At 39.3% G+C, this 18,444-nt stretch carries 21 protein-coding genes and 1 tRNA gene; 10 read left to right on the forward strand and 12 right to left on the reverse strand.

Going from position 1 to position 18,444, the window contains the following annotated elements; translation table 11 throughout:
* Positions 1–25: 25 nt before the first annotated feature.
* From ACY650_RS10610 to ACY650_RS10620, 3 genes are read right to left on the reverse strand one after another with little or no spacing between them, the layout of a single operon-like run.
* The gene (locus tag ACY650_RS10610; protein WP_462247355.1) at positions 26–844 is read right to left on the reverse strand and encodes a phosphatidate cytidylyltransferase; all 819 of its coding nucleotides are present in this window, start codon (positions 842–844) and stop codon (positions 26–28) included.
* Positions 837–1,043, reverse strand: coding sequence for a putative signal transducing protein (locus ACY650_RS10615; RefSeq protein ID WP_462247357.1), 207 nt, complete (start codon positions 1,041–1,043; stop codon positions 837–839). Before ACY650_RS10615 ends, ACY650_RS10610 begins: the two co-directional genes overlap by 8 nt.
* Positions 1,036–1,908: a lysostaphin resistance A-like protein gene (locus tag ACY650_RS10620; protein WP_462247358.1), complete on the reverse strand. Its 873-nt coding sequence runs from the start codon at positions 1,906–1,908 to the stop codon at positions 1,036–1,038. The genes ACY650_RS10615 and ACY650_RS10620 overlap by 8 nt, the downstream gene beginning before the upstream one ends.
* Positions 1,909–1,943: 35 nt before the next feature.
* Here ACY650_RS10620 and dusB point away from each other — a divergent pair, with 35 nt between their 5' ends.
* Both dusB and ACY650_RS10630 read left to right on the forward strand, forming a co-directional pair.
* A complete protein-coding gene (gene dusB / locus ACY650_RS10625) occupies positions 1,944–2,936 on the forward strand; it encodes a tRNA dihydrouridine synthase DusB (protein WP_462247360.1) in 993 nt (330 codons plus the stop codon).
* A gap of 66 nt (positions 2,937–3,002) precedes the next feature.
* A complete protein-coding gene (locus tag ACY650_RS10630) occupies positions 3,003–3,911 on the forward strand; it encodes a DMT family transporter (RefSeq protein WP_462247362.1) in 909 nt (302 codons plus the stop codon).
* Here ACY650_RS10630 and ACY650_RS10635 read toward each other — a convergent pair.
* The 5 genes from ACY650_RS10635 to ACY650_RS10655 form a co-directional block, all read right to left on the reverse strand.
* Positions 3,884–5,305 carry an SLC13 family permease gene (locus ACY650_RS10635; RefSeq protein ID WP_462247364.1) on the reverse strand — a complete coding sequence of 474 codons (1,422 nt, stop codon included), beginning with the start codon at positions 5,303–5,305 and terminating at the stop codon, positions 3,884–3,886. The genes ACY650_RS10630 and ACY650_RS10635 overlap by 28 nt on opposite strands.
* A 17-nt stretch (positions 5,306–5,322) precedes the next feature.
* Positions 5,323–6,231 (reverse strand): hypothetical protein, encoded by a 909-nt coding sequence (locus ACY650_RS10640; protein ID WP_462247366.1) that lies wholly within the window; start codon positions 6,229–6,231, stop codon positions 5,323–5,325.
* Between the two features lie 80 nt (positions 6,232–6,311).
* On the reverse strand, positions 6,312–6,557 hold the full coding sequence (locus tag ACY650_RS10645; protein WP_462247368.1) for a hypothetical protein: 246 nt from the start codon (positions 6,555–6,557) through the stop codon (positions 6,312–6,314).
* 218 nt (positions 6,558–6,775) lie between these two features.
* Positions 6,776–7,933, reverse strand: a complete 1,158-nt coding sequence (locus ACY650_RS10650; protein ID WP_462247369.1) for a homogentisate 1,2-dioxygenase — start codon at positions 7,931–7,933, stop codon at positions 6,776–6,778.
* A gap of 1 nt (position 7,934) precedes the next feature.
* The gene (locus tag ACY650_RS10655; RefSeq protein WP_462247371.1) at positions 7,935–9,566 is read right to left on the reverse strand and encodes a S41 family peptidase; all 1,632 of its coding nucleotides are present in this window, start codon (positions 9,564–9,566) and stop codon (positions 7,935–7,937) included.
* 178 nt (positions 9,567–9,744) lie between these two features.
* On the opposite strand from ACY650_RS10655, the gene ACY650_RS10660 reads away from it, so the two are divergent.
* The 6 genes from ACY650_RS10660 (at position 9,745) to ACY650_RS10685 (ending at position 13,671) form a co-directional block, all read left to right on the forward strand.
* Positions 9,745–10,458 (forward strand): hypothetical protein, encoded by a 714-nt coding sequence (locus tag ACY650_RS10660; RefSeq protein WP_462247373.1) that lies wholly within the window; start codon positions 9,745–9,747, stop codon positions 10,456–10,458.
* Complete coding sequence (gene ruvX / locus ACY650_RS10665) at positions 10,458–10,871, forward strand: Holliday junction resolvase RuvX (RefSeq protein WP_462247375.1); 414 nt, start codon at positions 10,458–10,460, stop codon at positions 10,869–10,871. The genes ACY650_RS10660 and ruvX overlap by 1 nt, the downstream gene beginning before the upstream one ends.
* Entirely contained in the window at positions 10,868–11,416 is a 549-nt protein-coding gene (gene def / locus ACY650_RS10670) for a peptide deformylase (RefSeq protein WP_462247377.1), read from the forward strand. The genes ruvX and def overlap by 4 nt, the downstream gene beginning before the upstream one ends.
* Entirely contained in the window at positions 11,416–12,204 is a 789-nt protein-coding gene (locus tag ACY650_RS10675) for an amidohydrolase (RefSeq protein WP_462247379.1), read from the forward strand. The genes def and ACY650_RS10675 overlap by 1 nt, the downstream gene beginning before the upstream one ends.
* 67 nt (positions 12,205–12,271) lie before the next feature.
* Entirely contained in the window at positions 12,272–12,814 is a 543-nt protein-coding gene (locus ACY650_RS10680) for a hypothetical protein (protein WP_462247381.1), read from the forward strand.
* A gap of 350 nt (positions 12,815–13,164) precedes the next feature.
* Positions 13,165–13,671 (forward strand): DUF6367 family protein, encoded by a 507-nt coding sequence (locus ACY650_RS10685; RefSeq protein ID WP_462247382.1) that lies wholly within the window; start codon positions 13,165–13,167, stop codon positions 13,669–13,671.
* Positions 13,672–13,746: 75 nt separating this feature from the next.
* Here ACY650_RS10685 and ACY650_RS10690 read toward each other — a convergent pair whose 3' ends face one another.
* Genes ACY650_RS10690 through ACY650_RS10700 form a run of 3 tightly spaced genes read right to left on the reverse strand, consistent with a single transcriptional unit; the run spans position 13,747 to position 15,904 of the window.
* Positions 13,747–14,871: a hypothetical protein gene (locus ACY650_RS10690; RefSeq protein WP_462247383.1), complete on the reverse strand. Its 1,125-nt coding sequence runs from the start codon at positions 14,869–14,871 to the stop codon at positions 13,747–13,749.
* Between the two features lie 26 nt (positions 14,872–14,897).
* Positions 14,898–15,347: an ExbD/TolR family protein gene (locus ACY650_RS10695; RefSeq protein WP_462247384.1), complete on the reverse strand. Its 450-nt coding sequence runs from the start codon at positions 15,345–15,347 to the stop codon at positions 14,898–14,900.
* A 2-nt stretch (positions 15,348–15,349) separates the two neighbouring features.
* Positions 15,350–15,904 (reverse strand): ExbD/TolR family protein, encoded by a 555-nt coding sequence (locus ACY650_RS10700; RefSeq protein WP_462247386.1) that lies wholly within the window; start codon positions 15,902–15,904, stop codon positions 15,350–15,352.
* Between the two features lie 81 nt (positions 15,905–15,985).
* Here ACY650_RS10700 and ACY650_RS10705 point away from each other — a divergent pair, with 81 nt between their 5' ends.
* Positions 15,986–16,546: an RNA polymerase sigma factor gene (locus ACY650_RS10705; RefSeq protein ID WP_462247387.1), complete on the forward strand. Its 561-nt coding sequence runs from the start codon at positions 15,986–15,988 to the stop codon at positions 16,544–16,546.
* A 329-nt stretch (positions 16,547–16,875) separates the two neighbouring features.
* Positions 16,876–17,883 carry a hypothetical protein gene (locus tag ACY650_RS10710; RefSeq protein WP_462247388.1) on the forward strand — a complete coding sequence of 336 codons (1,008 nt, stop codon included), beginning with the start codon at positions 16,876–16,878 and terminating at the stop codon, positions 17,881–17,883.
* A gap of 376 nt (positions 17,884–18,259) precedes the next feature.
* Here ACY650_RS10710 and ACY650_RS10715 read toward each other — a convergent pair.
* A tRNA-Ser gene (locus ACY650_RS10715) sits at positions 18,260–18,344 on the reverse strand.
* Positions 18,345–18,444: the final 100 nt, after the last annotated feature.

The raw sequence follows: 18,444 nt of genomic DNA on the forward strand, positions 1-18,444 counted from the left end.
AAGCTAAAATGATTTCTGCTTCTCTCTAGAATAATTTCAAGAAAACTACTACAAAAGGTACGGCAATTAATAAGCTGTCAAAACGATCCAAAAATCCACCATGACCAGGAATGACATTTCCGGAATCTTTAATCTGGATTGAACGCTTAAAATGCGACTCAACCAGATCACCGTAGGTTCCGGCAATCACTACGATTATTGCCACACTTATCCACTCAATTTCATTAAGACCTTTAAAGTAAAGGCCGATTATGATTGCTACTACGACCGCTGTTGCGGCGCCTCCAATACTGCCTTCCCATGATTTTTTCGGTGATATGCGTTCAAATAATTTGGTCTTTCCGAATAAAATCCCGGTGAAATAGGCCCCAACATCATTGGCCCAGGTTAGAAATAGAAGTCCTAAGATGATTTCATAAGAATATTCTCCACTATGAAAGACAAGCAAATTTGTTAGGGCAAAAGGGACTGCGCAGTACATTATCCCTAAATAGAACAGTGCAATATTGATGAATGGGTGAACATCACTCTTCTTATATAGCTTGATGAGAAAAACAAAAGATGCCAAGGGGAAGAGCATCACGTAGTGTTGATGTGAGAGATAATCAGTCTCTATAAAAAAGGTGATGGTGAAAAGCAGTGCGCAAATAGCAACCCCAAGAAAGCGGATCGGTAAATAGCTTTGCAAACGCATCAGGCGGTAAAATTCCCAAATTGTCAAACATGAAATGGAGAGGAACACAGCAAAAAATCCCCATTTACTCCATAGAAGTGCAGAAATGATTATTGCTCCACCGATTACAGCAGAAAAGAACCGTGGGACGAGATCAGGATATTTACTCAAAATTAATTTCCTCTTTTATGATTTTTATTGCCCTTATCACGAAATCAGGCGCTACAAATATTTCAAAATTTCCGAATCCGTGCTGAGAAACTTGCTTGTTGACCTTCACCGGTGAAAACCCTCGATCATCAAGTACGGCTTTTACAATATCTGCGCGATACTCTCTTTCATCGGAATATATGGCTTGCCAATCACGCATTTTGAAATCTTCTATAAAAATTTCTCATTAAGATAAATGTAATTGCTGCAAATATCAGCACCATCGGCCAAGGTGCAGATTGTTCCATTTGTTCAGGAGTAACTTCTACTACATCACTTTGGATGAAGTAAAGTGCAATTAATGCGAGTCCATTGTTCACAAGATGTCCAATCATCGCTACGCTTAATTTTCCGGACCAATGATATAGGTAGCCAAAGAGCACTCCTAACATCATCCTAGGCATTACTCCAAAGAATTGCATATGGATTGCTGCGAAGATGAAACCAGATAGCCAGATAGCAACATGATGATTGCCAAAAGCTTTTGAAAAGAAATTTTGAATCATTCCTCTGAAAAGTAATTCTTCCCCAATAGCTGGAATTATTGCGATGACCACAAAGGCCAATATAAAATGCGAAGTTGTCTGGAAATTGGTGAGATGCTCAGTTAATACTTTAAGTTTCTCTTCAGAGCCTTTAGCCCATTCTGCAAATTCTGAACTGCCGAAATCAAGGTTCATGTTGAACTCTCCGATGGCACTGTTGACAACCATGAAGCTTATAGAAATAAGTACGGTTAAGCCAGCTGTTTGTAAGGAAACTTTAGGGAAATACTCACTCAAAGGAATTTTAAGCGCTATCGCATTAAAGAGTGCAGGCACCCCGATAAACATAAATATCGAAACAATTCCTTGGGCAGCAAGAAGAAAAATTGCATTTAATCCTAAGATCATATCTGCATCAACATCATCTCCTCCATTACCAAGCATCATAACAATGGTGATATAGGCGGTCAGCCCTAGACCAAACCCCCAGGAATATGCTCGATGCTTATCTTCTGGGTTATTTCTTAGAATATCCTGCATATAGCTAACTTTGCGGGCAAATATAACCTTTCAGGATGGTTAAAATCAGTGACATAGAGATTGGAGAGTTTCCGTTACTTCTCGCACCAATGGAAGATGTAAGTGATCCGCCATTTAGGGCTGTTTGCAAGCAGAATGGTGCAGACTTGATGTACACGGAGTTTATTTCTTCAGAAGGGCTAATAAGGCATGCGGACAAGAGTGTTCAAAAATTGGATATCTATGATTATGAAAGACCAATTGGCATTCAGATCTTCGGAGATAAGATCGAATCTATGCGTGAAGCTGCTGCAATAGCAGAGGAGGCGAATCCTGAAATCATTGATATCAACTACGGCTGTCCGGTAAAGAAAGTGGCTTGCAAAGGGGCAGGTGCCGGAATATTGTTAGATCTTCCCAAGATGCAGGAAATGACTGCCGAGATTGTTAAGCGGGTGAATAAACCGGTCACTGTTAAAACAAGGTTGGGTTGGGATGAATCAACGATTAAGATCCAAGAGGTGGCCCATCGTCTACAAGATGTAGGCATCAAAGCTTTAAGTATCCATGGTCGTACGAGAAAGCAGATGTACAAGGGAGAGGCCAATTGGGAGCCTATTGCTGAGGTTAAGAATGATCCTGGCATACATATCCCAATATTTGGGAATGGTGATATCGATTCTCCTGAGAAGGCATTGGAATATCGAAATAGATATGGAGTTGATGGTATTATGATTGGGAGAGCTGCAATTGGATATCCATGGATTTTCAATGAAATCAAGCATTTTATGGAGACGGGCGAGCATCTCGAGGCACCATCATTGGAAGAAAGAGTGAAGGTAGCTGTTCAGCACCTTGATTTCTCCTTGGAGTGGAAAGGAGAGCGACAAGGTCTTTATGAAATGAGAAGACATTATACGAATTACTTCAGAGGTATCCGCAACTTCAAACCATACAGAACCACACTGGTGGAATCTGACTCTCCTCAAGAAGTAAAGGAAACGCTACTTCAAATTCCTGAGGTGTTTCGTGAGGCAGTCATTGGGTGATATCAAACACCTTTTGTCTATCAAAAAGTAAAAGGTTTACTAGCTAAATCGAGCTATCTTGCGCTTATGCAAAAGTCACCTCTGCTAGCTTGGATTCTTCTTTTGGTTTTAGCCTTTATCTGGGGGAGTTCGTTTATTCTAATCAAGAAAGGTCTTATCGGATTAGAACCTGGAGAGGTGGGATCTTTGAGGATTGTTGCAGCGTCACTTTTTCTTCTTCCTTCAGCTGTAAAAAGAGTTAAGCTTGTCGATAAATCGAAGCTGATATATTTCACGTCAGTTGGATTGCTTGGGAGTTTAGTGCCTGCATTTTTGTTTGCAATAGCACAAACACAGCTGGAAAGCGCCATCACAGGAGTGCTCAATGGGCTTGTTCCTATTTTCACAATTCTTATTGCATTGCTGTTTTTTAAGCAAAAACAAACCAATAAAGTTTATTTGGGTGTGGTTATCGGGTTTGTTGGAACCGCAATTTTGATAACAGCTGGAAATGGAAATTCGCTAAGTGGGATTAATGCTTACGCATTGCTCGTTGTGTTAGCGACAATTTGTTATGCTTCGAATTTGAATCTAATCAAACAGAAACTTAATGACATACATGCAGTGACTGTGACGAGTGTCTCACTTCTCTTAGTCGGTCCACTCGCAGCTATTTATCTTTTTGGGTATACTGGGTTTTGGCAAAAATTGATGACCGTCGAAGGCACTGGATTGGCCACCTTTTATATCAGCCTACTAGGCATATTTGGTACCGCAATTGCATTAATTATTTTCAATCGTGTTCTTCAAATGAAGGATGCATTGTTTGCTTCATCTGTCACCTATATCATACCTGTATTTGCTGTAATGTGGGGAGTGCTTGATGGCGAGAAACTCTATCTATGGCACTATATAGGAATGGTTGCTGTAGGTATTGGCGTATATATAGCAAACACAAACCGAGCGGCTCACAAGAATGCAGGTAACACGAAGTAGACAAGAATACTAATCAACAGGCTGGAAGCAATATTTAGCCAGACGCCAGCTTTAACCATATCACTCATTTTCAATTCTCCAGAACTAAAGACGATGGCATTTGGTCCAGTCGCAATGGGGAGCATAAAAGCACACGAAGCAGCCATGGTTGCTGGTATCATTAGTAAAAAAGGGTGAATTCCAATAGCTTCTGCGAGTGATGCCAATACTGGCAGCATAATCGATGCTGTAGCTACGTTAGAAGTGACTTCAGTTAAGAAATTCACAAAAAGTGCTACAATTAGGATAATGATGAATGTAGGTAACTGAGCAAGGCCGGTAAGCTGAAGTCCTAACCATTGCGCAAGACTGGAGCTTTGGAAAGCCGCCGCAAGCGAAAGTCCACCTCCAAAAAGAATAATAACTCCCCATGGAAGTCTCTCAGCTTCTTCCCAGCTCAAAAGTGGCTGGCCATTCTTCTCCTTTGATGGTACAATAAACATGGTCAATGCTGCGCCGATTGCTATTACAGTGTCATTGATTCCTGGAATGAATTGATTTAGTAAAAATGAACGTGTAATCCAGAGGAATGCGGTAATAAGAAAAATGATGCCGACAATTTTTTCCTCTTGACTCATCTTGCCAAGATTTTCGCGCTCCCTTAAGATCATTTCTCGCCCGATCGAAATTTCAATTTTATGGAGAGGAAAAGCAAGTCTGGTGAGTACTAACCAGCTAAATCCAAGCATTACGAGTGAGAATGGCATGGCAAAGGCTAGCCAATTTGCAAAGTTGAATTCTTGCCCATATAGCTTCGTGGCAATTGAAACAAATATTGGGTTGGTAGGCGTGCCTACCAACGTTGCTACTCCACCAATTGAAGCCGAGAATGCTATTCCTAGAAGTAACGATTTAAAAAACATCTTTCCAGATTCACCAGTGAGTTCCCTCATCTCAGATATTAGGGCGGTACCTATCGTTACCATCATTAATGTTGTAGCCGTATTGGAAATCCACATGGAAAGAAGTCCAGTAGCTAACATGAAGCCAAGGACGATAAGTCTGGCATTCGTCCCAACTGCAGAGATAATTTCTATAGCGATTCTACGATGCAGATTCCAGCGCTGCATGGCAATGGCTATAATGAAACCACCGACAAACAAATAGAGCATCTTATCTCCATACGCTGCGGTAGTTTGTCCAATGGGTGCTCCTCCAGAAAGAGGGAGCAATACTATGGGGAGTAGAGCTGTTGCTGCTATGGGGAGTGCTTCTGAAAGCCACCAGGTGGCTACCCAAAGCGTAGTAGCCAATACAGCATTGGCCTCTGAATTCAACCCATTGAAAGGCTGCCAGAAAAAAACGATGATAAACAAAATGGGCCCGATAACGAGCCCAATTTTTTTTCTAGTCATAACCAACGTTTGGTTTGCTAATTTTGAAGTTTTTCAAAGTCAAACTCACTCAAGAAGTTTTTAGCCTGATCTAGGTTTTGGAAATCGTATTCCTTAACCTCACCGCCACTTCCATGGATTTCTACTTTTATAACTGTAATTCTACCATCATGATCAAGCGGGTTGTCAATTAATTGACCACTTTCAGAACTATCTTTGAATCTTCTGGTTAGAACCACATTCTTACGCTTGATTCGTCCACAGTAAGAGCAATTGTACTCCTTAAGTAATTCGCCATCTTCAGTTTCCGTGGCCTCTTTGATTATTTCTTCTTTGGCAAGGCGTAGTGTTTGGAATCCACATCTGTCACATTCAAGCGCGCTTAAGTGACCTTTGTATTTTTCAATCTTCGTATATCCGGTGGATTCATCAATCCAAACATCGTAATCTACTGAGAAAACGTTTTCTTCAGCTTGCATTCCTTCATCAAGGTAAGCATCTTCCTCCTCTTCACTCAACAGCTTCATTTTATTGCCATTTTCAGGATTGATTCGAGGAGTATATCTGAGCTTCTTTAACTTTTTCTCAAGAACGCCAGGATAGTAGAACTTGATAATAAGCTGTGCGATATAACCATATAGAACACCAATACAAAGAGAAACGAATAGTCGAATGAAGAACCAAAGTTCATCCAACTTCATTGTTTCGTACTCCAGAGTGTTACAGAATAGGAAAAGCGCAACTGCGACAAAAATATGTCCGGAGAGAAGTTTCTTAGACTCTTTTTCGCTGGCAAGGTCAAATTTCTCCTTGTATGTCTTTTTAGACATAAAAGAGATTTTGAAAAAGATGTAATTCAATACACCAATACCAAGCGTAATAAATACTAGGATGTATACGATTTGCTGCCATTTGGACAGAAAATCGAGATATAATTCGTTATTCATAGGGTGACAAGTTTCAACAAAAATAAGATGATTTGAAAAATCAACACATTTTTATAAAAACACTACGAAATTTTAGTCCCCTAATTGTTTACAGGAATAACTTTTTCTGAAGTATTTGGAAGAAATATTCGTTGCAAGGTCACATACTGGGCATTTGGTGCCAAAGTATCGGTTTTTGCTTCTTCTGGAGTCACAGGAAGTAAAGACGCCCATTTAGAAAGCTCTTTTTGTGCAACCGCAGAAACTCTTTCCTCTGCTTCCATCAAGAAAGCGAAAGTGCCGAGAATCAGCAATAGCGTTATGAGTTTATTGAGCTTGGGTTTCATTTTTAGTCCTTGTTTCTTAAATGAGCGTCTATAACTTCTTGTTTGAAAACCTAACCTTGTTATAAGGATGAGCAACGCTATGAAAAAGTTGCACGATTCCTCAAATTTTACGGATCGAGTTGTTAATTGCTGTTAATTAATGTTATAAGGCGCATTTAACCACCCGAACTGTACATGAAGTACTTCGGTTAGAGCAAGAGGTTACAAGGACTTTGAAACTACTTCCAGCTCATCGGATAATTGCCATCGACATATTGCAAGCCAGTCTCAGTGACATAGATAGGACCAAAAGTGTCAAGCATGACTGCAAGCTCTTCAGTTTCCTTTGCCCCAATACTAGCTTCAACTGTTCCCGGGTGTGGGCCATGCGGAAGCCCTCCAGGATGCAAAGTGAATGAACCACGATCGATTCCTTTGCGACTCATGAAATTCCCTTCGACATAATAGAGGATCTCATCAGAATCAATATTGGAATGATTGTAAGGTGCAGGAATAGATTGCGGATGATAATCGAAAAGCCTTGGAACAAATGAACAGATTACATATCCGTGTGATTGAAATGTCTGATGAACCGGAGGCGGTTGATGAATTCTTCCCGTAATAGGCTCAAAGTCATGAATAGATAATGCATACGGGAACAGATAACCGTCCCATCCTATTAAATCGAAAGGTGAATGCTGATAGAAATAGTCATGCAGCATATCATCATGCTTGATTTTCACTAAATATTCGCCTTTTTCACGCTCAGTTACCAATTCAGAAGGTGGACGTATATCTCTTTCACAATACGGTGAGTGCTCAAGCAGCTGACCAAGTTCATTTCGATACCGTTTTACGGTTTCAACAGGATTCGTAGATTCTATAATAAGGAGCTTAAGCGGTCCTTCATCCCATTCAAGTCGATAGATAGTAGTTCTGGGAATTACTACATAATCTCCTTGCTTGATCCTTAATTTCCCAAATTGGGAATACAAATACCCATTTCCATCATGAATAAAAATCACTTCGTCTGCTTGCCCATTTTTATAGTAATAGTCCATCTTACGTGAAGTAGGATGGCAAATGGCCATGCTTACATCTTTATTCTTAAAAAGTATTTTTCTTGATTCCAGAAAATCGTCACCTGTGGTCTCCACTTTGGACGTGTTGAGGTGTGTTTGCTTTAATGTGTAGTCTTTGGCTATCTCTTCCTTCCAGATCTTAGATTCCCCAACTTTTTCTACTCTCGTTGGCGGATTGATGTGATAGAGGTTTGAATAAATACCAGAAAATCCTCGTGAGGAAACAAGTTCTTCAGCATATAAGCTTCCATCTGGTTGTCTAAACTGGATGTGTCTTTTTGGTGGTATTTCACCTAGTCGATGATAGTATGTCATATTACCGTTGTGCTATTTTGTCCGCCTCATCCATCAATTGAATGGCTTTTAAAAATATTTCGTCTTGCTCGTTGAAAATTGGATAGAATCCATCGTTATCCCAGATTCCTCTTGCAATATAGGCCTTGGTTAGCAGCCTGATTAGTTCTTTAGATCGAAGGAATTCTTTTTCATCAAACTTCAACTTATTACCTTCTGCAACCTTCACCAGATTATTCAACATTTCATCAGTAACCTGAAACGATGATCGATACTTTTCAAAGCCCATTTCAATCAGGGATTCGCTATTTTCTTGTGCATAAGTAACTGTGTATTCCTGCAACGAATTTGTGCTGAACAGGCGATTCATGTAGCGTGTGTTTTGGGATGTGTCTAGCGGCACGAAGAAATCTGGAGTGATCCCACCTCCACCGTACACAATCCGTCCTTTATCAGTTTTATATGCTAATGAATCGTTGAATTTAATACTGTCAGAAGAATAAAGCTCTCCATTTTCATATCTTTCGTATGCTTCCTTATAGTATTCATCAAGACTTCCTCCAGTGTATGTTTTTTGAATGCTTCTGCCACTCGGAGTGTAATACCTAGATATGGTAAGCCTAAGTTCAGATCCATCATTTAGGTCAATAGGAAGCTGTACGAGACCCTTGCCGAAAGACCTTCTGCCTACAATCAACCCACGATCGTGATCTTGAACTGCTCCAGCTACAATTTCGGAAGCTGATGCAGAACCTTCATCAACCATGATAACTAGAGAGCCTACTTCAAAATCCCCTTGCTCTCCAGAGTAATGCTCTTCTATGTATCTCTTTTCTTTCCCATCAGTGTACACGATCATTTGACGGCCACCGAGTACCTCATCCACAATTTGAACTGCTCGGTTTAGGTATCCGCCCGGATTACCGGTAAGGTCAATTACCAGCTTCTTCATACCCTTATCCTGTAGTTTAAGAAGCGCTTCTTTGAATTCTAGATATGTAGAGTTAGCGAATCTTGCAATCTTCACATATCCAATTTCATCATCAACCATATAGGATACATCTACCGAATATTGAGGAATTACGTCACGTTCAATGTCGAAATTGATCAGGTCAGTTTCGCCACTACGTTTGATGCTTACAGTCACAACGGAGCCTCCGGGTCCTCGCAGTAATTCGACTACCTTCTGATTTGTAATACCAATCCCTGCGACGTTTTCGCCATCTACCTTGACGATCCTGTCTCCAGCTCTAATTCCCAGTTTTTCTGATGGACCTCCGCTAAGTGGACTTACCACTTGTATCGTATCCTTAAAAATGTTGAATTCAACACCAATTCCTTCATAATTCCCTTGAAGTCTTGATTGGATTAATTCCAAATCCTTAGCAGGAATGTAGGAAGTATGAGGATCCAATTCTTCCAACATGTTTGTAATGGCGCTTTCAACAAGCTCATCACTGTCAACTTCATCCACATAGTCATTTTCAATGTGAGTAAGTACTTGTCTGAATTTGCTCAGGTTTTGAAGGAAATCAGACGCTGGCGAGGAATTGGTTCCAGCCATATTTGCTCCGATAAATACCCCTAAGCAAAGTGTAAGAGCGATGTAAAGTGGTAGTCTGATTGCTCGATTTGAATTCTTGTGTGTACTCATAATTCAAGGATATGATTCAAAAATAAGGGTTATTTGAGGGAATTGAGTGAGCTACCTGATGAGAAACTATTAAATTGACATAAAAAAGGAATGTTTAACATCAAAAGGTCAATAATTTCTTAATACGCATAATGCGTCAAACTGTTGACTGGCTTCTGTCCAGCGATTATTTTTGTGTATGGTCTTCGAAAAAACCGTAGGTGAAGTTGTAAATGAAAATTATGTGTATGCTCGTGCATTACATTATTTGGGAATAGACTTTTTCGAAAATCCAGAGAAGCAGCTTAAAGAGGTTTGTAAAGAGCGCGGACTAAAGCGCGAACAGGTTATCAAGACCTTTTATGAATTTGATTCTTCAAACAGGCTTAGCTTCGGTCAGCTTAAAAGTTATCCGATTGAGCTTTTGACTGAATATTTAAAACATGCTCACCATGTTTTCATAAAAGATAAGCTTCCTTACATCGTGCATCTTGTAAAAAAATGGGAGCGTCGCAAAGGGATGGAGGATCTGCTTCCGGAATTTGTAGAAGACTTTATCAAGCACATATACGAAGAAGAAGATAGTACCTTTAAATACATAGAATTGCTCTGTGAAATCAAGAAAGGTTCAGCGCGTGCACCTTTTGATTTGATTACTAAGTTTAAAAATTTCTCCCTTGTCAAAGAATTTGAAGAGCATAAGGATGAGGATGAGTTTGGCGCTATCCGAACGTTGATGTCATCGATTGATCCGAAGAATCTTCACGACCGTGTGCTTATCCATGAAGTTCAGGCTTTTGATAGAGAGATGATCTATCATGCCGAAATCGAAAACAACATCTTTTTTCCGAAGGCCATAGAGCTAGAGGCTTCTATTAACAAGAAGATTAAACTCCTAACTACCCTCAATTAATGCCAAGAGTTTTGGCTATAGACTATGGAGCTAAGCGCACGGGCTTAGCCGTAACGGATCCTTTAGGCATAATTGCCTCTCCATTGGATGTAATCCCCACTCATACGCTTGAAAATTTCCTTAAGGACTACTTTTTAAAAGAGGCAGTGGAGAAAGTAGTCATAGGTATGCCAAAAAATACGGATGGTAGCGATACGAATGCTACTCCACTGGTTCAAGCATTTATCAACAGATTCAAAAAAGTATTCCCCTCAATGGAATTAATTTTGCATGATGAGCGGTTTACCTCGAAGATGGCAATGGATGCCATGATTGTTGGAGGGATGAAAAAGAAGGATAGAAGAAATAAAGGAAATGTAGATAAGGTAAGCGCCACTATTATTTTGCAATCATATTTAGAGAGTATTTCATGATTTTTCCAATCGTATTATACGGCGATCCGGTTTTAAAAAAGAAAGCAAGCGAAGTTGCTGAAGGCGATGAGTCTGTGAAGGAGTTTGTAGAGAGCATGTATGAAACCATGTATGCTGCCCAAGGTGTTGGATTAGCTGCGCCACAAGTAGGTGAGTCATTGCGCGTATTTGTGATAGACACGACACCCATGGAGGAGGATGAAGAAGATGGCTTGAAAATGGCCTTTATCAATCCGATCATGATAGATGAACTTGGAGAGGAGTGGGCTTTTGAGGAAGGATGTTTAAGTATCCCTGGAGTCCGCGCGGACGTAAATCGCAAGCCTGAAATTAGAATCGAGTACTTTGATGAAAACTGGGAGCTTCACGAAGAAACCTTCGATGGAATGAAAGCCCGTGTTATTCAGCATGAATACGATCATATCGAAGGAAAGCTATTCACAGACTACTTGACACCTTTTAAAAAGAGATTGATAAAAGGGAAGCTTGCGAATATTAGCAAAGGAAAAACAGACGCAGAGTATCGAGTAAAAATTCCTCGCTAATGAAAGATCTTACCGTCTCACTGATTCAAGCAGACCTGCATTGGGAAGAAATTGACGCCAATCTAGCCATGTTTGAAGAGTTGATGTGGTCTGTCGATCAAACTGATCTAGTTGTGTTGCCGGAAATGTTTACCACAGGATTTTCCATGAACGCTGAACACTTAGCGGAGCCACCTGGAGGAAAGACCTTTAAATGGATGCGGCAGATGGCAACCCAGCTCAAAGTCGCGGTGACGGGTAGTTACATCGTAAAAGATAAGGGCAACTATTACAATCGACTGTATTTCGTCTTTCCGGATGGATCTTCTCAGCAGTATGACAAAAAGCATTTGTTTAATCTCGCAGCAGAAGGCGAAACCTATGTTCCTGGAAATGAACGGCTGATTCTGAATTATAAAGGCTGGAATATACATCCATTGATCTGCTACGATCTGAGGTTTCCAGTTTGGGCAAGGTCTCGAAGATTAGAGGGTCAATTGTACGAATATGATCTTTTGTTATACGTAGCAAATTGGCCAGATACCCGAATCAATGCGTGGGATGCTCTTCTAAAAGCCAGAGCCATAGAGAATTTGTCATATGGTTTGGGTGTAAACAGGGTAGGAGTAGATGGAGTCGATAAGAATTATAACGGACACTCTGCAGTTTATACACCTAAGGGTGAAGAATTGACTTTTTCTGATGGAAAAGAAGAAATTTTAACGGTAGCTCTATCCGCTGAAGATCTTCAGAAGTATCGGGAAGACTTCCCATTCCAGTCAGATGCTGACGAATTCAGCATTGACTAAAAGTCAATTTGAAGACTATATAGTTTTTTCGTAAAACACTTTTTGACATTCTCCAGTTACTATAACTGTGAGAATTGTAGTAGGCATATTATCCATTGCGATTGCTCTGACTGTATCGGCTCAGGATTTGAGTGAAATACGTTCAGAATTTCATGCGGTCGTATTAAACCCTGACGATTCTCGTAGTTTCTATGATTTTCTTAAAGACGTAGAAAACCCTTCATCTACAATAAAGGCCTATCAAGCAGTATCTGAGGCGTTACTCGCACAAGTAGTGTGGAATCCATTTTCCAAGCTTAAGCAAGTGATGAAATATGATAAGCAAATGGAAGCGGCCGTTGAAGAAGATCCAGCTAATATCGAAATAAGGTTTCTTCGTTTGGCAATCGAGTATAACCTTCCTTCATTCTTGGGAATGAGCACTCATCTAGAAGAAGATGTTGAAAAAATTGTAAGTGGTCTTTCCAGCGTGTCAGAGATGCAAGTGAATCCCATGTTTGGAAAGTACATTTTCTACTTTTTGAACGAAACGAACCTTTGCACTTCAGAACAGCTGGCCCAAATGAAGCAAAGCTTTCCAAGTGCAGGCGTGGCTGCTGGGGCGGAATAGTCTATTTATCTCTTACCGAAGTGCTTCGAAGCATTGAATTAATGCTTCAAGCTGATGATTTAACTCTTCTAAGCGTTGGACAGATCCTTCCTCGGCATAAATCGACGCTTTGTATCCCTAAAATAATACCTTGTCCCCTTGGTTAGAGGGGGTAAGGGCATAGACTTTGGCCTTAGAGGTATTGATTTAATGGTTGGTGGAGTTGAAGTGATTGATGGAGATTGCAGTTAAAGCAAAAAAGTAGATTGTGGAGGGGATGCTTAATAAGCAATTAGCTTTAATATATTGATTAACGGTATGTTATTTCGTTTTAAAGCACATAATTTTAATTGGCTCAAATTTGAGATAGTATGAAAAGTTTAAAGAAATTATTGGAAGAGGAGGTTCAAAATTTCTATATGGAAAGTTTTGAAGAATTCACAAACCCACCTCATATCATGGTGCTTGGAGATTTTATGCATCTAAATCAAAGAGTCGATGAAGGGAAATGGGATGACTCAGGTTACAAAGGATATAAAATTAGGTTTGATAAAGCCCACAGCTCAAAAGGACTGGATCATGTTCATATTGCTCGAGATAAGCATATTAATGCCAAGAACAAACAAGTAGCATGGAACAAGGATGGAAGTAAGCATGATAAAAAATCATTTAATAGCAACTTTCATGGCATGAATAAAGCTAAGGAAATTGCAAGCAAAGCCTTGGGCATTAAGAAGTCAAAGCTGAAAGAGTCAGCCTCTCAAGATTCTACAGCGAACTTAATATTGGAAAGTAGCTTAATTGATTACATTCCTAGTAAAGCTTCAATTTTTGTATTCGAATTAGATGCAGCTGATACAGTTATGCTATTTAGTTAAACACCTTTTTTAAGTCAGCCGATCCACTTTCAGATTTTAATGACAAGGAATTTTGCATATTTTAAAAATTTCAAATCAATAGAGCTTATCATACCACTCCACTTTATGAAAAGTATTGCCATCGAAAAGAATAACTGAAACCTCTTTATTCTGTCCAGTCCAGATGTAATAGTCTACACTCATAATTACCAAGCCATTGTTTGTTTGGGTTGTAATCGGATCATGTGTATATAGGTCTGAATTGAATAAAGGGTCTACAATACTTACCTCTCTACTTTCGATCTCTGCAAGGAAGGTTCTTTCCATCCAGTTTACTATGTACAGATATCTATCATTCCACTTAAATCGAGAGAATATTTGAATCCAATAGAAATCAAAACTGGTCTTGACATGATTTGTAGAGTCTACATAACCAACAGCATTAATCTCTCTCAGACGTTGTTCAGTTTGATCTGCAAGCTTTGGCAGTTTTCTTGGGTCACTTATTAAGGATAGATCCGCAGAACCACCACCATGCCCAAGATGTGAAAGCACTTCAAAACCCTTGTCACTTCTTGTAACTGTATTGGCACATGTTGCAGCAGTTATATAGGTTTCTCGTGACTCTCTATCATAGAAATATATTGTTCCACCCCATTCCCCATGACAATCTCCAGTGATAATAAATTCATCATTAGAATAGAGGAGGCGCAAAGCTCCAAACGAAGTTTTGTCTTTAAGTGGCAGTTTTTTTGACTTATTCCACTGTTCGTTTTCAAAATACCAATATGACCCACCAGACTTGGCATAAAGCTTTTCGTCTATTAGCCAATGAGATTTGAATTTCTTTTGATTGAGTTTTTTTTCGAATTCTAAATCTCTTTGAAAATCAAACAATGTATAGCACCTGAATTGACCTGGTTCGAATAGTGATATCATTCTTTCCTTGAAAAGGACAGATGATGAAAGTGGGTATTCATCTTCAGATTCAGGATTGTAGATCTTATGAATCCTTGTTTTAAAACCATAGATTGAATCAGATAAGAGGATATCAAAATCTTCACCTCTATATATTGTTGGAGGGGGTTTTAATGTGTCTTTATACATTGGACCCACTCGTGGGCCAAATGCTGCGATTAAAGAGTCAAAACCATTCTGTTGTGCATTAGCAGAACCAATCAACAAACAAAAAAGAAATAGTATGGAATATCTTGCAATCACAATATCAATACCTTAATCTAATTCAATCAGCTCTCTTCCAGTGTCCGATACAATATTTTTCTTGCATTGTTTTTTCTCAATTCACTTTGGATGTCTCCAATAATACCCATGTCAACATCTTCATGGGCACGAAGGAGAACAATCATTTGATCACTGTAAGCCTCTCCCAAACTTGTTTTCTGTTCTTGAACCCAATTACCGAGTGCGTTCAATTCAAGCAATTTTCCATCAGCTGAAATTTTTGGAGCTGCCCCCAACTTTTGGTTCTTGGGGAAACCGACATGTAACTCACGGATGAGAAATTTCTTTTCCACTTTCGTGATTGCTTGTGCTTTAGGAATGGTGACTTTTAGCTTTTCATCTTCTGTCTTGATGGTAGCAGAAACCATAAAGAAGAAGAGTAAGAGAAATACAATATCTGGCATGGAGGCAGTCGAAATTTCTGTGTCTGCTTTCGATCTTTTCTTAAGTCTCATAATTAATTGATTTTATCAGGTTCTGCAATGGATATGTTCATAGGAAGACCCGCTCGTGCGGTTAGATAAAGCTCGTTTTGCGATGGGTTCTTCTTGTCAAGTGCTCTAAATTCTTCTGATGAAAGACCAACTCTCTCTCCATACATGGTATAGTAAGCTTCTTTCACTTCATCCAATACATCTATGAAATTCGCATAAGATGTTCCTCGCTGCGTTTTGATCGAAATGATGGCATCTTTTGGAGATTCAGCAAGTGAAGGATTTGCATTTGGATTCAAAACGAAATCCATGATTTCCTCTTTTAGATTATGTAGATCATCAACAACCTTTTCTTCAATTAGAAACTGGTTTTTTGAGTTAATTCTAATCTTGAAAAGGTTTCGTTCATTGATTGGTGTTTCTGTTGGAGGGACATCCGGTGGCAGTTGCAACATGAGGCCTTTGTCTTGCATTAATGTGGTGGCTACCAAAAAGAATATCAACAAAAGAAATGCGATATCTGCCATTGATCCGGCAGACACTTTGGGTTCCGATTTAGGCTTCTTTAATCTGATCATTTTTTCTTATACAATCCGTGTTTTGAGAATAGTCACATGTGACTTGGCAGAATTTTTGGATTGATATGTAAAACACTTTGAATGCTGGACTTGAATGCTGATATCGAGCAAGAGCGAATCTGGATTGAAAAATCCAAGAAGGATATTGCTTCATTCAAGCCTTTGTATGAAAAATATTACGATTCACTTTTTAGGTTTTTTGTTCGTCGGACAGATGATGAAGCCTTGAGTGCAGATTTATGTTCCACTACATTTTTCAAGTCTCTTGACAATCTCAACAAGTACGAATGGCAGGGAAAGCCATTTGGTGCATGGCTGTTTAGAATAGCTCAGAATGAATTAAGGAAACATTACAGAGAGACCAAACCAATATTCGTTATTGAGGAGGATAAATTGAATTGTTGGGAAGAGATCACTGAGTTTCCTAAACCAGATTATATGCAATCACTTATTGATCTTCTGGACGATCTTCCTGAAGATGATTTAAGGTTATTGGAGTTGAAATTCTTCGAGATGTGTAGCTTCGAAGAGATAAGTGCCTTGATGGGTATCGGGGTAAGTGCTACCAAAATGCGGTTATACCGTTTATTAGATAAGCTGAAGAAACGTTTGATAAAGGAAGATGACAAAGCGAGACTTTAGAGCGAGAAGAAACTTATTCAGAAGTCAAATGAGGGAGCAAAGAGATTTTGATTCCTTTCGGGATTCCTATGATCGCAGAAGAAAGAATCAATCACGCACGAAAGTGATGCTTCTAATCTTACTAGGCCTAGTCCTTGTTATTTACTTCCTGCTAACATCTTAGCAAATATGAATTAGAGTTGTAGATGTATATGATCATCATGCCTTACCGCATGACATCCATGGTACCTTATGGTAACTCTGCACTTATTGATTTGAGAAAATAATTTGATAACGACGATCTGAATAGCATATTGGGACGTACCTAGCGGTTTTTCTATATTAGAAGAATGGATCTAAAATGGAAATCGTTAGTCAAAACTTCGGATGCCTTAGTGAATGATGAGGTGCTTAATCAGATTTTTTACTCAGATCAATGTAACTGGGTTTCTACAGATTCTCTTTATTCGGCTTTGGCATTGCATACTCTTTATGAAAATAGCTCAGCCAATATGGAGGACCATATTGAACTCTTGACCAAAGCAAGTAAAGTGGAGTTTGATAGGGGTAACTACAGAGAAGAATCTATTTATTTTAAAGAGTTATTCAATTTTTATGAACGAGAACTAAAAAGACAAAATAGTTTGAATAGTTCACAGGAGTATGATGCAAATGTTTTGAAGACAGTGATTCTCAACTTTCTTGTGCATTTAAGATTATCTGATGCCTTTAGTGAATTAAATATTAATATAAACTCTTTTACAAAACTTAAGCCAAGCTCTAGTATTGAAGCTTCAATTGAAGAAATAGCTGCTGATTGCAATGTGATTGTTGACTCAACTGGGAAAGCAGTCGGGGATTATTGGAGCCCTTACAAGGCGGTTGATATAATCCAAAAACAGCTAGTTAGTACTAGAATTCTTCCGGATATTTCGTCTCTTCACTTGGCAGAAATTGTTGAACTTAAAAGTATGTTAAGCTATCATTTTGATCCATTGAGGGCGGAATTGTTGACTATGACAGAATCACTTAGATCGATGTTAAACGATAACATTTCAGAAGAAAACATTAATCGTGAAGCAACTAATCTTATTATAACTAGAGTAGAGCCGGTTCTAAGAAACTATGCTACATTGGTAGATTCAGAATTGAAAAATAAGTATCGAAAATACTTAAAAAAGGGAGCAAGAATGCTGGGGTTTGCAGGACTGGGACTTTTTTTCCCTCAGGCGTTTGCTTGGGCAATGAAGGACTCAATCGACCTTGTATCAGACTCACTTAGCGAAAGTATGGATATCAAACCAGCTACCGAAACAGCAAGATTTGCCATTAAAATGGATAGTTATTTTGATAAATAAATGAAACATTGAAAAGTGTAACAATTGAAAGCATTAAGAATGCTACAAACGAGTTTAAGGTTGAGATTATTGCATGATCCCGATTGGGAATCTTGCGCAAACGAAAGCTTTTATTCACTTCGCTCATTTTACACCTTTTTTCATTTATTCGCTTTATGATGCAAGCATCATACGCTCTAAATGAAAAAAAGCCCTGATGGAAACATCAGGGCTTTCGTTTGCAGAAGCGGAGGGATTATTTCATGATCCCTTTTAGGGATCTTGCGCAAGTAATTACTTTCACTCCGTTCGATTTTTTATTTTCTGATACTCCTCTGTGCAAGCACAGTCGCCCAGAAAACAAAAAACCCAGCACACTGTGCTGGGTAATTACTTGCAGAGGCGGAGGGATTCGAACCCCCGGTACCTCGCGGTACAATGGTTTTCAAGACCACCGCATTCGACCACTCTGCCACGCCTCTGAGTCTCTGCTATCGATTTCGCGTAAGCCGCAAAAATCGGATCGCAAAAGTAAACTTTTCCGTTAAACTCGCAAACAGATTTTGAAGACTCTTTTAAAAT

This window comes from Ekhidna sp. (assembly GCF_963691765.1).
Lineage (GTDB): Bacteria > Bacteroidota > Bacteroidia > Cytophagales > Cyclobacteriaceae > Ekhidna.